Annotated in this window: 17 protein-coding genes; 7 read left to right on the top strand and 10 right to left on the bottom strand. The window is 56.2% G+C overall.

All coding sequences use genetic code 11. The features are described from left to right. Positions 1-177: 177 nt before the first annotated feature. The gene (locus VFA76_03735) at positions 178-393 is read right to left on the bottom strand and encodes a hypothetical protein (GenBank protein ID HZR30950.1); all 216 of its coding nucleotides are present in this window, start codon (positions 391-393) and stop codon (positions 178-180) included. 477 nt (positions 394-870) lie between these two features. On the opposite strand from VFA76_03735, the gene VFA76_03740 reads away from it, so the two are divergent. The 3 genes from VFA76_03740 to VFA76_03750 all read left to right on the top strand — a co-directional run bounded on the left by VFA76_03740 (position 871) and on the right by VFA76_03750 (position 6,858). After that, positions 871-3,366 carry an alpha-galactosidase gene (locus VFA76_03740; GenBank protein HZR30951.1) on the top strand — a complete coding sequence of 832 codons (2,496 nt, stop codon included), beginning with the start codon at positions 871-873 and terminating at the stop codon, positions 3,364-3,366. A 112-nt stretch (positions 3,367-3,478) separates the two neighbouring features. Beyond that, positions 3,479-4,660 carry an amidohydrolase family protein gene (locus tag VFA76_03745; protein ID HZR30952.1) on the top strand — a complete coding sequence of 394 codons (1,182 nt, stop codon included), beginning with the start codon at positions 3,479-3,481 and terminating at the stop codon, positions 4,658-4,660. Positions 4,661-4,668: 8 nt separating this feature from the next. Next, positions 4,669-6,858: an alpha-galactosidase gene (locus VFA76_03750; GenBank protein ID HZR30953.1), complete on the top strand. Its 2,190-nt coding sequence runs from the start codon at positions 4,669-4,671 to the stop codon at positions 6,856-6,858. 220 nt (positions 6,859-7,078) lie between these two features. On the opposite strand, the gene VFA76_03755 is transcribed toward VFA76_03750, so the two are convergent. Genes VFA76_03755 through msrP form a run of 4 tightly spaced genes read right to left on the bottom strand, consistent with a single transcriptional unit; the run spans position 7,079 to position 10,812 of the window. Then, positions 7,079-8,041: a carbohydrate kinase family protein gene (locus VFA76_03755; GenBank protein HZR30954.1), complete on the bottom strand. Its 963-nt coding sequence runs from the start codon at positions 8,039-8,041 to the stop codon at positions 7,079-7,081. Further along, positions 8,028-9,128 (bottom strand): SIS domain-containing protein, encoded by a 1,101-nt coding sequence (locus tag VFA76_03760; GenBank protein HZR30955.1) that lies wholly within the window; start codon positions 9,126-9,128, stop codon positions 8,028-8,030. The genes VFA76_03755 and VFA76_03760 overlap by 14 nt, the downstream gene beginning before the upstream one ends. A gap of 58 nt (positions 9,129-9,186) precedes the next feature. Then, positions 9,187-9,837 carry a protein-methionine-sulfoxide reductase heme-binding subunit MsrQ gene (locus VFA76_03765; GenBank protein HZR30956.1) on the bottom strand — a complete coding sequence of 217 codons (651 nt, stop codon included), beginning with the start codon at positions 9,835-9,837 and terminating at the stop codon, positions 9,187-9,189. A gap of 3 nt (positions 9,838-9,840) precedes the next feature. Next, positions 9,841-10,812 (bottom strand): protein-methionine-sulfoxide reductase catalytic subunit MsrP, encoded by a 972-nt coding sequence (gene msrP / locus VFA76_03770; protein HZR30957.1) that lies wholly within the window; start codon positions 10,810-10,812, stop codon positions 9,841-9,843. A gap of 379 nt (positions 10,813-11,191) precedes the next feature. Here msrP and VFA76_03775 point away from each other — a divergent pair, with 379 nt between their 5' ends. Next, a complete protein-coding gene (locus VFA76_03775; GenBank protein ID HZR30958.1) occupies positions 11,192-11,377 on the top strand; it encodes a hypothetical protein in 186 nt (61 codons plus the stop codon). A gap of 26 nt (positions 11,378-11,403) precedes the next feature. Beyond that, a complete protein-coding gene (locus VFA76_03780) occupies positions 11,404-11,760 on the top strand; it encodes a 3'-5' exonuclease (protein HZR30959.1) in 357 nt (118 codons plus the stop codon). Positions 11,761-11,866: 106 nt separating this feature from the next. On the opposite strand, the gene VFA76_03785 is transcribed toward VFA76_03780, so the two are convergent. Continuing rightward, on the bottom strand, positions 11,867-12,340 hold the full coding sequence (locus VFA76_03785; GenBank protein ID HZR30960.1) for a hypothetical protein: 474 nt from the start codon (positions 12,338-12,340) through the stop codon (positions 11,867-11,869). A 134-nt stretch (positions 12,341-12,474) separates the two neighbouring features. Beyond that, positions 12,475-12,837: a hypothetical protein gene (locus VFA76_03790; GenBank protein ID HZR30961.1), complete on the bottom strand. Its 363-nt coding sequence runs from the start codon at positions 12,835-12,837 to the stop codon at positions 12,475-12,477. Positions 12,838-13,284: 447 nt separating this feature from the next. On the opposite strand from VFA76_03790, the gene VFA76_03795 reads away from it, so the two are divergent. After that, positions 13,285-14,214 (top strand): winged helix-turn-helix domain-containing protein, encoded by a 930-nt coding sequence (locus tag VFA76_03795; GenBank protein ID HZR30962.1) that lies wholly within the window; start codon positions 13,285-13,287, stop codon positions 14,212-14,214. Between the two features lie 3 nt (positions 14,215-14,217). On the opposite strand, the gene VFA76_03800 is transcribed toward VFA76_03795, so the two are convergent. Both VFA76_03800 and VFA76_03805 read right to left on the bottom strand, forming a co-directional pair. Then, positions 14,218-14,688, bottom strand: a complete 471-nt coding sequence (locus VFA76_03800) for a GtrA family protein (protein ID HZR30963.1) — start codon at positions 14,686-14,688, stop codon at positions 14,218-14,220. Beyond that, positions 14,685-15,401: a CDP-alcohol phosphatidyltransferase family protein gene (locus tag VFA76_03805; GenBank protein HZR30964.1), complete on the bottom strand. Its 717-nt coding sequence runs from the start codon at positions 15,399-15,401 to the stop codon at positions 14,685-14,687. Before VFA76_03805 ends, VFA76_03800 begins: the two co-directional genes overlap by 4 nt. A 206-nt stretch (positions 15,402-15,607) precedes the next feature. Here VFA76_03805 and VFA76_03810 point away from each other — a divergent pair, with 206 nt between their 5' ends. Further along, positions 15,608-15,886 (top strand): hypothetical protein, encoded by a 279-nt coding sequence (locus tag VFA76_03810; GenBank protein ID HZR30965.1) that lies wholly within the window; start codon positions 15,608-15,610, stop codon positions 15,884-15,886. A 5-nt stretch (positions 15,887-15,891) separates the two neighbouring features. On the opposite strand, the gene VFA76_03815 is transcribed toward VFA76_03810, so the two are convergent. Next, positions 15,892-16,296, bottom strand: a complete 405-nt coding sequence (locus VFA76_03815) for a MerR family transcriptional regulator (GenBank protein HZR30966.1) — start codon at positions 16,294-16,296, stop codon at positions 15,892-15,894. Between the last annotated feature and the right edge of the window lie 20 nt (positions 16,297-16,316).

The raw sequence follows: 16,316 nt of genomic DNA on the forward strand, positions 1-16,316 counted from the left end.
ATGACGTACATAAAACCCTCCATTTGCAATGACTTGCAGGCCGAGTGAAAACACCCCTTGCAAATGGCGGTGGACGCGCGTAGAAATACGAATGGCGTTTGCTTCTTCGCAAGAGGGGCGACACCTTCCGGGCTTATCGAAGTTCGCGCTTCGGTAGGCCCTTTAACTTTTTGCTACTTACCCTTTCAACGAAATAAACTTTTCTCGGCCCTCCAAACGAATATTGAAAATATCAGCATGTGTCCGAAGCGCTGATTCAATCGCCTGCTTCGTGATCTTACGGACTCCGGCGTGTGCCAAGAATTGCTGAATGTCCGGTACACGGGCTTCGGTAGTCGCCTCGAGATAATAAGCAAGTACTTCCCAAAGGTTCAATTCTTGCCGTAGCTTCATCTCAGCCACATCACCCCAATCAGCATGATTCTTAAATATGGCATTGAGTGCTTCATCATGCCTTCGATAGTTCGTTAGTAGAGCGCCAATGTTCCTAAACTCCCTGCGGTATCGTTCCACCCGTCGCCGTGCGTCTAGATACTCCAAGTATGCAGTACGATTTGTGTCCAACTGTTTCCGCAATTTCGTTAGCTGTTCGGATCGGTGTTTGGCAACGGATGCAAGACCGTCAACAGCATCGTTAACACTTGGCACGTCTTGAAAAGTAGCACAAGGCGGATTGTGAGTCAAGCAACGTGTTGACTCGTTGTTCGACAATGACGACTTCGTAACGAGGGGGACGCGTCTAGACATCACGCACCCCCTTTTCCACAGCCTGTTTTGTGGGATTTGAGATTAGGACAGTACCGCCGTTCTTGCTCCCTTGCTTTTCTCTTTCCTTCCCTATAAAAGGGTATCCCGACCTCGACTTACGTAATGAGAAGCTTGCGGCCTCTCCTGTTGCCCACAGTGTTGATTTTGGTGGCTCTGCCTGCATTTGGGCAGCGCCGGAAATCCGCGCGCCCGCAGCCTCCCGCTCCCATCGCTTCCATTCAAGCCCAGGGACTCACGGTCACCGCCTTCCGGGACGGCTCCTATTCGCTTTCCGCCCGCGGAATTGCCAGTCCCGTGTTGCGTGCCCAGTCTGCAGCGCAGATTGATTTTCGTTGGCTGCCCTCGAGCGCCTATGCCCAGCATCAAGCGGTTGAGTCCGCATTCCAGGACGATCTCGGATCAGGGCGCGCGCTCACAGTTACCCATTCCGGCCTGCCGGACCAGCCCGATTTGGTCTGCATTTTTCATTTGTATCAGTCGCAAGCGTGGGGCGACCTGGAGGTTCGCCTGCGGAATAACGCAGGCAAGGCGATCACCGTGCAAGCCATCCGCAGCCTGGAGACTTCCGCCGAGCCGGTCATAAATCTGGGTGGCCCAGCATCCTCCGACCGCATACTGTCTGATAGCTACAGCGAAGACCGTCCCGCACTGAAGATCATGGATTTAAGTGAGCCCACAAACGGCATGCATCGTGCCGTAGGCAGCCAGCTCATCTATAACCGCCAGAGTGGGCAAAGTCTTTTTCTCGGGGCACTGACTTCGAACCGTTTGCTTACAATTCTTCATCTGAAGTTCCAGGCAGGTGAGGCGCGACTCGCTTCCTACGACGTCACCGCTACTGGCACCACGGAAATTTTGAAAGGCGAATCACTGAAGGAATCGCCGCCCGAAGATCAGATCGCTCTCAGCGTGCCCGTCAATTCCGGCGAGAGCCTTTCGGGAGAGCGCCTGATGTTCGCCATTGGTCCTGACTACCACGCCCAGCTCGAGGCCTATGGCCGGGCTATCCGCCAGCTCCATAAAGCCCGTGTTAGCGCTCCCACTCCTATGGGCTGGTGGAGTTGGACCGCCTATTATTTTGGCCTCAGCCAGGGCACCGCGCTCACGAATGCGGGCTGGCTGGCTGAACATCTCAAAGAACTCGGCTACGACTACTTCCACATGGATGAGGGCTATCAATACGCGCGCGGTGAATACGCCACGCCCGATGCCAGCCATTTCCCTCGCGGCGTAGGATATGTCGGCGACCAGGTACGCCGGCTCGGCCTGACCTTCGGGGTTTGGACGGCGCCTTTCGAAGTCTCTGAGCGGTCTTCGGTGTTTCAGAATCACAAAGACTGGCTGGTGCACAATGCTGCCGGTCAGCCCATTCATCTGGGGCACGTTAACAAGGATAAAGATCAGCTCTACGCACTCGATCCGACCAACCCAGCCGCCCAGGACTATCTGCGCCAGACCTACCGCACGTTGGTCCACGATTGGGGCGTCCGTTACATCAAACTCGATTTCATGGACGACTCTACCGTCGAAGGCTTTTATTCTCGACCGCACACCACTGCCCTCGAAGCCCAGCGCATTGGCCTGCAGGTGATTCGCGATACCGTCGGGGACGAAGTCCTGCTCGATAAAGACGGCAGCCCTATGCTCAACCCAGTTGGCCTGGTGGACACCGGCCGCACCTCGGTTGATACCGGCCACACTTTCGCTGCCAGCCGCGAAGCGCTTCCCGGCATCGCCGCGCGCTACTACATGAACCGGAACTTTTTCATTGACGACCCTGACGCGTTCACCGTTTCGCGCCAGACCATTCCCGAGCACGGATGGCACAACAGCGATCAGCCCCTGACGCTTGACGAAGCGAAAGTTTCTATTGCGCTCTCTGCGGTTTCTGGCGGCATGTATGAAATTGGTGACGATCTGCCTACGCTTGGCCTCGATGCCGATCGCCTGGCGCTGGTGCAGAATAAAGACTTGCTCGATATGGCGCGCCTCGGCCACGCAGCGGTGCCCCTCGATCTGATGACTTACGCCACCGAGGACCAGATGCCCAGTATCTTTCTTCTACGCGAAGACAAGCGACAAGCGATCCTCGCAGTGTTCAATTGGACCGAGCAGCCACGCTCCCATACGGTGTCACTTGCCGATTTGAAACTGCCTTCCAGCGGAAAATACCAGGCATCTGATGCTCTGAATCAGGATTCAGCCATTCCATTAACCAATGGCGCTCTTTCACTGGAAAATCAGCCACCACACTCGGTACGTGTGCTCAAACTTATTGACACATCAATTTCCGCGGCTGCCCCAACAATTACTGCCGACGTTCCCTCCAGCGCGAAAGCCGGCGAAGTGATTACGCTCTCCGCGCACGGCGATCCCGCAGCCGTTCCGGCCTTGCGCTATCGCTGGGATTTCGGCGATGGTACCCACGCGGATGGTCCGATTGCGCATCACGCGTATACCATAACCGGCAGCCGCACTGTGAAGCTCACGGTGGATGGAATAGATGGAGTGCCCGCCGAGAAGACTTTTACTGTGGAAGTCACCGGCGCCATTGACACGATTTTCAAGCCAGCCGAGAAGCGCCGCTGGCAGCCGTAGTCGCTCAGCTCGACCGCAGGGCTCCAGCTCTCTGGCGTGGAAGCGGGTGGAGCAGGGCTTTAGCCTGTATAGAAAGGCAAAACATTGCGGGGTTTTTACCCCTGAGGTCAACATGAAACGTGGCGCCATTTTCTTTGTGCTTTTTTCATCGTCCTTCGTGCTGTACGCACAAGACCAACAAACTTCTCAGCCTGGCATCACCTACAAGTCCGCGCCCGACGCCGAGCAGCGCAAAACTCTTCTGCTGCGCGATTTCCATCCCCAATCCATGATGCACGCACGAGTGCACAAGGTTGAGCGCGCTCGTTTTCCGGTGATTGATGTGCACAACCACATCAACGACGCGGAGGGCATTGACGAGCACGTCCCGCCCCAGAAAGTGATCGAGGCTATGGACGCTACTAACGTTCGCACCCTCGTTATCCTCACCGGCCGTTGGGGGGAGCAATTGCAACGCGTCATTGATGAAATGGTCAAACCTTATCCCGGCCGGTTCATGGTGTTTACGCAGGTTGATTGGAGCAAAATTAACGATCCTGACTTCAGTCAGGAGATGGTGCGGCAGCTTGACGACGCCGTTCGCCGCGGAGCACGTGGACTTAAAGTTTTAAAAGACTTCGGGCTGCAGGTGCGGGACAAATCATCCGGCAAACTGGTCGCGGTTGACGATCCCCGGCTCGATCCGGTGTGGGAAGAGTGTGGCCGCCTGGGCATCCCGGTCGCCATCCACGTAACCGACCCCGAAGCATTCTTCCATCCCACGGATGCTACCAACGAGCGTTATGAGGAACTAAGCGAGCACCCCGACTGGAGCTTCTACGATCATGATTTTCCCAGCAAAGAATCCATCCTCGCAGCGCGCGACCGTATGTTTGCCAAGCATCCGCACACGACGTTTATTGCTCTGCACGTCGCCAACTGGCCAGAGAATCTCGATTACGTTTCCGCGCTGCTCGACCGACTTCCCAACGTGATGACCGAATTCGGCGCGCGCCAGGCGGAACTCGGACGCCAGCCGCGCCGTGCCCGCGAATTTTTCGTCAAGTATCAGGACCGAATCATGTTCGGGACCGACTCCCCGCCCAACGTGGACACCTACCAGAATCATTTCCGCTGGCTGGAAACTGGCGATGAGTATTTCCACTACGCTGGTTATCCTGGCCAGGGCCGCTGGGAGATCTACGGAATGGAACTGCCGCCAGAGGTTTTAGAGAAGATTTACCATCTCAATGCCGAGCGCATTTTCGCACAGTTTAAGGGGACCTCGGCCGCCGCAATGGGAGCTCACAGATGATAAAGCGAATGATCTGTTCTGTTCTGTTGATCACGTTGCTGGGCGTGAACATCGCCTGCTCTCATTCGCCCAACCTACCCAAAGCTGACGCCGCACCCTCTCCCGTTTCTGTGCTGGTGAATCCCAATGGTCCGGTTGTCATTCGCACCACCGGCGCCGAGTTCGACATCCTGCCGACCGGCTACCTTCAGGCCTCTCTATTAAAAGAAGGAGGCCAAAAGCTTAGCCTTGATGACCCGCCCGCTAATACGTCTGCGGATTACGCTATCGTTGCCGGCAAGCCCACACGCTTTACTCTGGATTTTTCGCAGACCCGCATTGTTCCCGCGAGCGGCAAGCTGGGCCGCGGGAAGCGCGTAGAGATTCCCGCCAGCAGTGCTGTGTCTGGCCTCCAGAGCACCCTGGCCGTCGAGGTTTATGACGATTTTCCTACTCTTGCGCTTAGCACGGTGAATTACAAGAATTCAGGCAGCGCAGACGTCAGACTTGACGGCGCCGTTGCCCAGCAGCACCGATTCAACGCCGCGCTCGCCGATAGCAAGGCTGCGCCCTACGATATGTGGTCATTCCAAGGCTCAAGCTATGAGTGGGGCAAGGACGATGTGATTCATCTGCCCAAGAAATTTTCTCAGCCTAATCTCATGGGCGTGCAACTAAAGAACGGCACGGGTGGCGGTATTCCCGTGGTTGCTTTCTGGACCGCCAACGTCGGCGAAGCCATTGGTCATGTCGAAACTTTGCCCCTGGTTCTCTCGTTGCCGGTGAAGACAGCGGCCGACGGAGTCTCCACGCAAATGCAATTGCAACCCAACCTCACACTCAAGCCGGGAGACAGCTACTCCACCCCCCGCAGTTTCGTGGCGGTTTACTCCGGCGACTTTTATGAACCGTTGCACCTTTACTCCACCACTCTTTCGCGCGAGGGCTGGAACCTGCCTAAGCCTTCCAACGAGTCTTACAACATTTCCTGGTGTGGCTGGGGATACGAATTCAACGTCACGCCCGCACAAATGCTGGGCACCATTCCCAAGCTGAAAGAGTTCAACATCAAGTGGGCCACCCTCGACGACCGTTGGTTCAACAATTATGGCGACTGGGAGCCCCGCGCGGACACTTTTCCCGGCGACTCCATGAAGAAAATGGTGGATGGGTTTCACAAGCAAGGCATCTTCGCGCAAATCTGGTGGCTGCCGCTCGGGGTGGAAGACGGCCAAGGCAAATGGGAGTCGCACCGCTATGCGGTCTCTAACGTCGTGAAAGAGCATCCTGACTGGCTCATCCTCAACCAGGAAGGAAAGCACGCGCGCATGATCCGCAATCTGGCCACACTCTGCCCGGCAGTTCCCGAAGTGCAGGCCTACTACAAAAAATTGACGGAGAAATTCATCCGCGATTGGGACTTCGACGGGCACAAGCTCGACAACATCTATACCGTGCCCGCCTGCTACAACCCCAAGCATCACCACAAGTCGCCGCAGGATTCCATTAACGCCATGGCTGAGGTGTACAAGCAGATTTTCCAGACCACGCGCGCCTTGAAACCTGAGAGTGTCACCCAGAGCTGTCCCTGCGGGACCCCGCCCAGCCTGGCTTGGCTGCCATACATGGACCAGGCAGTCACCGCCGATCCGGTCGGCTCAGTGCAAGTACGCCGCCGCATCAAGATGTACAAAGCATTGCTCGGACCCGAAGCTGCGGTTTATGGCGACCACGTTGAGCTCACCAAGATTAACTTCAAAAAGAATAACGAAGCAGATATCGGGCGCGATTTCGCTTCCACGGTCGGCACCGGCGGAGTGGTCGGCACGAAGTTCACCTGGGCTGATGCCAATCCACGTTTCAAGACCGTCGCGCTCACCGCGGACAAAGAGAACTGGTGGAAGAAGTGGATTGATATCTACAACCAGAAAATGCTTTCGCGCGGCCAGTTTCGTAACCTCTATACCTATGGTTACGACGTCCCTGAAGGCTACGCGATTGAGAAGAACGGGAAGATGTATTACGCCTTCTTCACTCCCGACGGCGAAAAGAAATGGAAGGGAGAGATCGAACTTCGTGGCCTGACCCCAGGCAAGTACCACGTGTCTGATTACGTGAACAACAAAGATCTGGGCACGGTTGAGGTGACCGCGAACCACGCTCCCAAGCTGCCAGCCTCATTCGCTGAGCAATTGCTCCTCGAAGTCAGCAAACAATAGTGCAGACAGACTAACCACAGAGGAACACCACAAAGCACACGAAGGCACGCAAAGGTTTTTAACCACGGAGAGCACAGAGGACCACAGAGTTAATCGAGAAACCAAAGTGTCGACCTGAATTAGAGCGAATTCTCCCAGCCTTAAAACCCTTCGTGCGCCTTCGTGTCCTTTGTGGTGAAAGATTTTGCCTTTGCTCTGTGCTCCTCTGTGGTTCATACGGTCAAGCGCGATTACCCCTTCGTGTCCTTTGTGGTGAAAGCTTTTGACTTCCGAAGAATTCCTTCATCGCCTTCCCATCCCGGAAAGCCTCCGTCCCCCCCGGTTTGGTGGTTGAAAACGCCCCCGCCAGGTTTCCGTATCTCAAGCAGGTTTCAATATCCTCCCCTCGCACATACTGATAAATGAACCCGGCATCGAAGCTGTCCCCCGCTCCCACCGGATCAATGGCGTTCACCGCCACGCCGCGTCTCACAAATTCTTTGCCCGCCTGCCGCGCGATGGCTCCTCGCTTGCCTCGCTTCACTACGAGCGTCGGCACCAGGTCGGCTAATAGCTTCACCGCCTTTTCAACATCGTCCGTGCGCGTGATCTTGCACGCCTCGCGCTCATTCGGCAGGAAAACATCCACGTACTTCAGCACTTTGCTCACACCTTTCCAGTGGTCGTCCGGATCATCGTTGGTATCCAGGGACGTGCTTAACCCTGCGGCTTTCATCTCGCGGAATAGCTCTGCGACACGAGGCCGAAGTCCGCGTTGCAAAAACATCGAGCACAAATGGAAATGCCTGGCTGAGGCAAGATACTCCAGGTCCAAATCCTCAAATCGCAGCTCAAAGATCGTCCCCGGATATGTGAGGATGTTGCGCCACTTCGCGTGTGGCAGGATTACAGTGAGACCCGAGCTTGCGCCGCGCGACTTTCGCACTCGCGAAACGTCCACCCCGGCGGCGCGCAGACGCTCTAGCGCGATCTTTCCGAGGGCATCGTCGCCAATGCGCGAGCTGAAGCCTACCTTCGCGCCCAAGGCTGCCAGGTTGTGCGCGACAATGCCCGATGAACTCCCCAGCGTCAGCATCATGCCCTCGGCCAGCAGTTCGCGTTCGGGCACCAGTTGTTCCGGGAGACCGTAAAGAATTAAGTCGAGGTTCAATTCCCCGGCAATGCTCACGTCAATGCGCGGCATGTTCAGGTTTCTCGCGTTCTTCGCCCAGTACTACTGCTCGAGATAAATATCGCGGTTTATCGGGATCCAACCCCTTCTTCAATCCTGTCAAAAGGCCGAGCAAGTGTCCCGTGAACATGTAAGCTGCCAAGCGTGCATATTCCGGGATATCGATTGCCAACTCGACCAGCAGATCCGACGCCGCTCGCGCTCGCGCATCCGCAGCATTGGTCACCACCAGCGTCTTCGCGCCCAGCTGTTTGAGCTCCTCCAGGACCTCGACCTCGGCCTCGTACCCGGCTTCAGAAAGCAGAAACGTCACCAGCACTTCCGGAGTGATAATGGCCTTCGGTCCGTGACGGAATTCCAGTGTGTGAAACACCTGGGCGTAGGAGCACGACATTTCCTTCACCTTCAGCATGCTCTCAGACGCCAAACCATAAAACGGCCCCTGCCCCAGAAACACGTAGTCGGCAAAAGTATTTGCTGACAGGAACTCGCCGATCCTTCCCTTCAACGGCGCAAGCATCGCTGCCGTCAGGCTGGGAAGTTGGTGCAGCGCCTTGTTGAATGCGTGCTTGTTGGCGACGCTGGCTGCGAGCAATTGCAACGCGAGCAGCATGGAGCTGAATGATCGCGTCATGACTGTGCTTTTTTCGTCGGCATCGGGCAGACACAGGCAGCCGCTCGCCACCTTGGCCAAAGGCCGACCGGGCGCGCAGCTCACGGCAAGTGTGCGCAGGTTGCGCGTGTGCTCCAGGTATTCAGCCGCGCGCAAGGTCTCCGAAGTCTGCCCCGAGCGTGAAATCAAAACCGGAACAGTTGTCGGCCCGGTTGGCACCAGCTCAGGAAACAACAGCACTTCGGAAGCCGGTACGGCGCTCGCCCGCAAGCCAGCTACTGCTGTCCATGTGGCAGCCGCAGCCATCCCCAGGTAATAACTCGAGCCGCAGCCGATGAACAGCCACTCCGAGCCGTGCCCAAATTGTTCCCGGATTTTTGTGAGTTGCCCTTTTTCAATGTTCCGTAGGCAGTCGGTCCAGCACTGCGGTTGCGACAGTATCTCCGCCAGTGTGTATTTCCCCGCCTCCTGCTTGTCCTGGCCCATGGCCTCTCCAATTGCAAAGATTTAAGGGGTTCATGCTACCAAGAGAAGGGCAAGTACTCTAGGAGGACAATTCCACTGGGCGATCAACACTGCTGCCACGCAGGCCGGCGACAGCTCTCCGCTTTGAGGCCGCTGACGCCCACACCACCAGGCGATACCCCAGCAAGATGGTGAGTATTGATCCGTAAAACAGGGGATCGCGAATGTCTTTTTTAACCAGCCACAAATAATGAATCACGCCCAGGGTCGCGCTGACGTAAATCAATCGGTGTAGCATTTGCCAGCGGTGTCCACCCAGACGCCGGATCATGCCCGCGGTCGAAGTTGCCGCCAGTGGGATAAGCAGTACAAGAGCGGTAAAACCGACGGTGATGAAAGGCCGTTTGCCAATGTCTTTCACCATCTCGTGCCAATCAAAGAATTTGTCCAGCCAGATGTAGGTCGTAAAGTGCAGGGTCCCATAGAAGAAAGCGAACAACCCCAGCATTCGCCGAAACCGGATCAGCGAAGGGGCGCGCAAGAGTTTTCGGAGCGGGGTAATGCTGAGCGTGATCAGCAGAAATCTAAGTGTCCAATCCCCGGTCGCATGAGTGATTACTTCAATGGGGTTCGCGCCCAGCCCGACAGTGAAGCCTTTCCAAGCTAGGCGAGCCAGCGGCGCCAGGCACGCCACGAACACCACAACCTTGATGCCGCGAATCCTCTTCATGGGCTAGAAATTTTTCCTCAGGTCCATGCCATTGTAGAGGTGCGCCACCTGATCGCCATAGCCGTTGAACTTCAGCGTCGCACGTTTAGAAAAAAAGTCCTCGCCGATGCGGCGCTCTTTCGCCTGGCTCCAACGCGGGTGGTCAACCTCCGGATTCACGTTTGAATAGAATCCATATTCATTGGGCGCGGCTTTGGTCCAGGCGCTCACCGGTTGCTCGTCTGTGAAGCGGATCTTCACGATCGCCTTCGCGCTCTTAAAGCCGTACTTCCAGGGAACGATGATGCGCAGGGGCGCCCCATCCTGATTGGGCAGCACTTCGCCATACAAGCCGAAGCACAAGATGGCCAGCGGGTGCATGGCTTCGTCCATACGCAGCCCTTCGACATACGGCCAATCCAGTACTCCGCGGCGCTGACCCGGCATCTGCTTGGGATCGAGTAGTGTAGTGAACTCCACGTATTTTGCTTTCCCGAGCGGCTCAATCTTGTTGATCAATGTGCTTAGCGAAAATCCCACCCACGGCATCACCATGGACCAGCCTTCAACGCAGCGGTGCCGGTAAACGCGCTCCTCCGGCGCGCTCATCTTGATGATCGAATCTACGTCATATTCTTTCGGCTTCTTGACCAAGCCTTCCACTTTCACCGTCCACGGCCGCGTTTTGAAGTCTTTCGACAGACCGGAGGGCTCGTACTTGTCGGTCGAGAACTCATAGTAGTTGTTGTAGTTAGTGATCTTGTCGAGAGCAGTAAGCTTCTCGCCCGTGGTGCTCAGCGGGCTTTTCTGAATTCCATCAATCTTAGTATTTGCGAAGGCAACTTGTGTCGGAAAAGCCATCTCCCGGCCCACGCCTCCAATGGCCGCCGCTCCGGCCATCGCCGAGACTCCCATCAGGAACTTCCGACGGTTCAGGTAGACGTCTTTGGGCGTAATCTCGGATGAAGCAATCTTCTTCGCCTTCTTAATCAACAAGTTGGACCTCCGGGCGCGCTCTTCTTGTGAGTTCTTCGAATACAGCGGTCGAGCTTCCACACTGCAGCCTATCTTATGTGACGCGATAGGCCTGCAAAAGTTTCTAAGTTTAGGAGGACTTTCACGCACGTTCTTCTGGCAAGGGAGCGTGTGGGAGCCTTTGCCCCGTCGGTGTCTAAGTTTGCAAAAGGCTAAAGGGACGGCAAATCGAATCAATAAATCCCGAAGTTGGCTACAGAGCGTACCCCAGTAACTTATGGCTAAACTCGGCGGCGCAGCGGCAAGCAGACCGATGACGGGTGGGCAAGAAGCTTTTCGTGCCAAGAATGTTTCGTGCAAAGATGCGTCCGACGGCGATGCGCTAAGATGAACAGCCTCCATGGCGCCCACTTCCCCTCAGATACTCTTCCGCTTCGGAGCGTACGAAGCTGACGCCAATACCGGCGAGCTGCGCAAGTCCGGAGTGCGCTTGCGCCTGCAGGAGCAGCCCTTCCAGGTTCTGCTCATGCTGCTGGAGCGCCCGGGAGATCTGGTCACCCGCGAAGAAATCCGCCAGCGGCTGTAGCCACAGCCAGCGCGAGTATCGAAGAGATGTCCTTCCTCATGTTTTTTGCTCACCTCGGGGTACACACCTCAGATTGGCGCGAGGCGTGCCTACCGTTCAAGACTCTCAACGAAATGGTCGAAACAACAACTGGCCATGTGTCAATCGCTACGATGCACCTGGCAAAAGGCTTGGAATTTCGCGCCGTAGCTGTAATGGCCTGCGATGACGAGATCGTGCCATTGCAGAATCGGATCGAAGCCGTAGGAGAGGAAAGCGATCTGAAAGAGATTTATGAGACAGAACGCCACCTGCTTTACGTTGCATGTACACGGGCAAGAGACGATTTGCTTATCACAAGCGTTGAACCAGCCTCAGAGCTTCTCAATGATCTGCAGGTATGACTTGTCAATGTGCCATGCAACTGGCGAATCGGACTTTTGGGGGATGCTAACCGCCTCCTGCTTAATCGATCAATCACCTCTAAGCGGAGCCTGGACGCAACCAGATTTACCTTCGGCCCGTCCCCGCATGACGCCTCGCAACATTTTCGAATATTGCTGAAGGAAAGTGGTGCGCCAATAATACAAGTTCAAGATGTCCCAGATTAAGCAAAGTGACCAGTCTTTGAGCCGCACTTGCCTCCCGAGATTCTGAAAGGTGTTCGAAATCTCGCAGGAATCTTTCTCGCAATGCAGGAAAATCCCAATGCACGTGCGAATCAAAGCTCCAGCTGTCTCTCCCTGTATTAATAGTCACGCATTGGTAAGCGAGGGCAAAGAGCTCGTCAACACCAGACCTGATTGTACCCGTGATATAGTCAATCTCCTTCGCCGAAGGGTTCTCGCCATACCGTTTGAGAAAATCATAAACATCTCTCGCAATACGTACAGTGACGTGCAGATCCTCTCTCGTATTGGGTTCGTCAAAAAAACCTTCCGAACCTCCTAAGATCAGCTCTTCAATGCGGCTAACTGAATCCACTCTTTTCCCCTCCTGATTGCGATTGCCACATCATGGTACAACGGGCAGCACGGGCGCCGGTAAAGGGCGGATATTTCGTTTCGAAAAAAAACGTCCCACTCGACTGGGAGGTTGGATTAAGTAGGCAGGTATTCTCAGGCGGCTCTCTCCCTCAGCTCATCAATCATTCCGTGCAGGTGGGCCGCAGCGCGTTCAACATCAAAGTGCTTGTACTGCCCGGCTCTGCTCTCGGCAGAGAGCACGGCGCAGCGGTGGACCTTTTCAAAATCGCCGTAGGGAAATTCGTACGTTCTCTTGCTGTCCTCGGGTCGCGAGTCATCCGTGCCCAAATGCCACTTTGCGTACTCGCCAAACCCGTGCTGGCGGATGAACTCATTCTCCTGCTGGGTGGAGGGCTGATGTTCGCTCCAGGCGTCCCTGTCGTCTATAACAACTTTGCCCTCACGAACTAGTTCTTTGGCAAATTCGAACGCCCTTCTATTCAGTTTTACCGCCATGATGTTTGCACCGTGCTTTCGTTTGCTGTCGCAGTCATCATTGGAGACCAGCCTAACCTTATTCTCCACGTCATTGGACGCAAACTTGCGACACTGGCAGCCGCTGGTCGAGCCACCTCGCCGTTTCACCCAATCCCGCTTGACAAATACCTTCCATTTCCTTCACTCTCAGTTTGTGCTCCGATTTCGGAACACTAACGGCACTCTGCTGTCGCTCTTTGATAACCTAAGTCTCACGCCCGCAGGATTTTGCGAGTAACTGCCGCGGACCCAAAGATTTGCAGTGTCAACCTACTCCAAATCTTTGATTCCACAACGGGGCAGGGGGTGGGGGTACCCCAGTAACTTATTGCCAAACTCGGCGGCGCAGCGGCAAGCAGGTGGGTGGGCAAGAATCTGTTGTGCGAAGATGCGCCTGACGGCGATGCGCTAAGATGAACATCCTCCATGGCGCCCACTTCCCCTCAGATCTTCCGCTTCGGAGCGTACGAAGCCGACGCCAATACCGGCGAGCTGCGCAAGTCCGGAGTGCGCTTGCGCCTGCAGGAGCAGCCCTTCCAGGTTCTGCTCATGCTGCTGGAGCGCCCGGGAGATCTGGTCACCCGCGAAGAAATCCGCCAGCGGCTGTGGCCGGCCGATACTTTTGTTGACTTCGACCACAGCCTCAACACCATCGTCAACAAACTGCGCGAGACCCTGGGCGACTCCCCGTCTAATCCGCGTTTTGTCGAGACCCTCGCCCGCCGTGGCTACCGCTTTCTGGCCCCGGTGGAAAGAATCCCGGCAGGCGCTGTGCCCGCGACAATGCCTGCGGGAAAAGCCCACCCACGAGCGGTCTCCGACTCAGAGATGACGCAAGTCGAACCCCGACGCGTCGAAAAGACGACCGCCGCCCCAGCTGCCATTCCGCAAAATACCGCCGCGACTTCGCTTCTGACTCAGGCCGACGAAGTCCCGGCGGTGGCACGCCGCTACGTTCGCGTGCTGTTTTTTCTGATTCAGCTTATGTATCTGTGCTTTTATATTGCCGCGCTGGCCAGACTTGCCCAGATACAGGATTTACTTCAGCGCGCGCTCCAGCACCACGAGTGGATCATTGTGGTCCTGATCGCCTCCGCCGCCATCGGCATTCCCGTCCGCCTGTACCTGATCGCGGCGGTCGCCTTCGATGTGCGCGGCCTCACCGGAAAATTCAGGACCCTATTCCCGGTGCTGTTCCCATTGGACGAGCTCTGGGCGTTGTCGCCATTTCTGTTAACGCCGCAGATCGGGTTGGGATTGGCACTCGCCGCCAGCGCGGCGCTGATCTATGTACCGTTTTCAGAGAGAACGCTGCTGCTGATGGGAGAACGCCACGCGACTGAATCGAGAATGTGAATGCTAGGCTTCCACCTGCTCGGCAGCGGCCGCGGTGTCCACGTCTTGCGACCACGACGGCAGAAACACCATGCGATCGCTCACCAGGAAGTTTGCCAGCGAGCAGCAGGCAATGGTCGCAATATTGCCGACGATAACTGGCAGGCCCGCCAGGCCCACCAGCAAGCCCATGAGCGCCAGGTTTCCTCCAATAGAAATCGCGCCTGTGGTCAGGTTAAATCGCGCCAGGCGGTTGAAGATGCGCGAAAATCCGCTGGCGCTGCGGTCGCCCCAGGTGAAGTTCTGGTGCCAAATGAAATTGTGCAGCACCGCCGTCTCCACCGCCAGCGCGGTGGCTACAAGGTAATGAAGGCCAAAAGAGGTCAGCGTGGCCAGCACTCCCAACTGCACACCCACGCCCATGACACCCACCATGCTGAATTTCAACCAGCGTTTTAAACTGGGACGCCGGGGCGCGGGCAAACGCTCGCTCATGAAAGCCTCTCCTCTATATAGAGTTTTTTGGTGTGTAGGATGGATGAGACTACCAGCATCGTCCCCATCCCCGCAATGGCAATCACGCCCCCAATATCAAATAGCCGATACCTCTCGCCGAAAACCGTTACCACCGGACGATACAGCAGAGCCACGTTGCCGATGGCGAGCAGAATACGTACCTCAGTCGGCCCAAATTTCGCATACGACAGCCGAAAGCTCTGCAGCGTATAGCTTGCCAGGTACACCTCGACGGACAGCATGAGATACGCCACCAGCATTCCTATGGCGACCGCGGGATGCACATATCCGGAAAGCGCCAGGCCGCCCATCAGGAAGAGAGCTGAAAACGTATCAATCACGTGGTCCACATAAAAGCCGTAACGCGGCCGCTGCCGATTGCGCACCCGCGCGAGTGTGCCATCCAGGCTGTCCCCCAACCAATTTATTGCGAGCGCGCCCACCGCAAGCAGCAGCCCATAACGATGCCAACGCGCCCAGGCGTAAGAAAGCCCACCCAGCAGCATGCCGAGCAAGCCGAGAATTGTGAGGTGATCGGAATTGATCCAGTCTGGTGTACGCTCTGCCAGCCACACCAGTATTTTTCTCTCTCCGGAGGCGACAAAGCTCTCCTGAATGCGTGTCGCCGGCGCGAAAGACGGCTCTCGGCCCGCGGAAACTGAAGAAATGGGTAAGAGTTGTTGGGTCGTCATGTTGTGCTCCTCATGTGGACACTGTGAAGGAGAGATGTTGTACGCGCAATGCAGCGCGGATAAAGACCAGCACAAACGAATGTCAATACGTAAGCGTCTGCTGGGCAAGGAGTTCGCGCCGGATATAAGTGCAGAGTGTCTCGTTAAATCGATATCATTTAGTCTTTGGCTGGCGTTTCAGGCATCGAATACCGCTCGGAGGACGCATGGAGCACGAGAATCCGCTGCAGAATTTCCGCTCTTATCCTGGGATTAACGAAGCTTGGGAGCTGCAAAAAACTGGTTTGGTTGTAATGGACGAGGTGCTCTACAAACTGGAACTGTGGCACTCCATTTCCAACCCTGATGTGCCCTACTACGTGGCGGTGTACGTTAAAGAGAATGGCGTCTGGCACCAGATGCAGGATGCGCCCTTTGCAACCGGCCCGACCGGGGACGACGCGCTCGGCGCGGCTATGGCCTCTTTGTCCGAGCGAGCGGCTTAGGTCGGCTAGCGGCGCGCGGAGAGCATACCCAGTATCTCGCGTAAGCCCTGCCGGACACGTTTTAATTCGCTGGTCTGGCGGCGAGGAAATGGAAGCGGAGCCTGAACTTTACTGGTCGCCTTGGCCTCCACACGAATCTGCTGGCGTGCTCCCGAGATGGTGAATCCGTCTTCATAGAGCAGCTTGCGGATTCGCAACACGTTTTCTACGTCGCGACGGCGGTACATGCGCTGTCCGGTACCGCTCTTGCCAGGTTTGAGCTGAGGGAACTCGGTTTCCCAGAAGCGCAGAACATACGTGGGCAGCTTGCAAATGTCTGCCACCTCACCGATCCGGAAATAAAGTTTGTCGGGGATTATGGGGTCGAGGGACTTCACCTTGTCGCTCTTCTTCTTTATGGCAACGCTCATGCCGCTTCTCCGGGCCAGAG

This window comes from Terriglobales bacterium, from assembly GCA_035651655.1.
Taxonomy (GTDB): domain Bacteria; phylum Acidobacteriota; class Terriglobia; order Terriglobales; family Acidobacteriaceae; genus DASRFG01.

Bases quoted from the DNA above. Each gene is read 5' to 3' on its own strand.
- VFA76_03800 (HZR30963.1), bottom strand. From the start codon at position 14,688: ATGAGCGAGCGTTTGCCCGCGCCCCGGCGTCCCAGTTTAAAACGCTGG.
- VFA76_03765 (HZR30956.1), bottom strand. From the start codon at position 9,837: ATGAAGAGGATTCGCGGCATCAAGGTTGTGGTGTTCGTGGCGTGCCTG.
- VFA76_03815 (HZR30966.1), bottom strand. From the start codon at position 16,296: ATGAGCGTTGCCATAAAGAAGAAGAGCGACAAGGTGAAGTCCCTCGAC.
- VFA76_03755 (HZR30954.1), bottom strand. From the start codon at position 8,041: ATGCCGCGCATTGACGTGAGCATTGCCGGGGAATTGAACCTCGACTTA.
- VFA76_03805 (HZR30964.1), bottom strand. From the start codon at position 15,401: ATGACGACCCAACAACTCTTACCCATTTCTTCAGTTTCCGCGGGCCGA.
- VFA76_03795 (HZR30962.1), top strand. From the start codon at position 13,285: ATGGCGCCCACTTCCCCTCAGATCTTCCGCTTCGGAGCGTACGAAGCC.
- VFA76_03810 (HZR30965.1), top strand. From the start codon at position 15,608: ATGGAGCACGAGAATCCGCTGCAGAATTTCCGCTCTTATCCTGGGATT.
- VFA76_03740 (HZR30951.1), top strand. From the start codon at position 871: ATGAGAAGCTTGCGGCCTCTCCTGTTGCCCACAGTGTTGATTTTGGTG.
- VFA76_03790 (HZR30961.1), bottom strand. From the start codon at position 12,837: ATGGCGGTAAAACTGAATAGAAGGGCGTTCGAATTTGCCAAAGAACTA.
- VFA76_03750 (HZR30953.1), top strand. From the start codon at position 4,669: ATGATCTGTTCTGTTCTGTTGATCACGTTGCTGGGCGTGAACATCGCC.
- VFA76_03745 (HZR30952.1), top strand. From the start codon at position 3,479: ATGAAACGTGGCGCCATTTTCTTTGTGCTTTTTTCATCGTCCTTCGTG.
- VFA76_03775 (HZR30958.1), top strand. From the start codon at position 11,192: ATGGCGCCCACTTCCCCTCAGATACTCTTCCGCTTCGGAGCGTACGAA.
- VFA76_03780 (HZR30959.1), top strand. From the start codon at position 11,404: ATGTCCTTCCTCATGTTTTTTGCTCACCTCGGGGTACACACCTCAGAT.
- VFA76_03760 (HZR30955.1), bottom strand. From the start codon at position 9,128: ATGGGCCAGGACAAGCAGGAGGCGGGGAAATACACACTGGCGGAGATA.
- VFA76_03735 (HZR30950.1), bottom strand. From the start codon at position 393: ATGAAGCTACGGCAAGAATTGAACCTTTGGGAAGTACTTGCTTATTAT.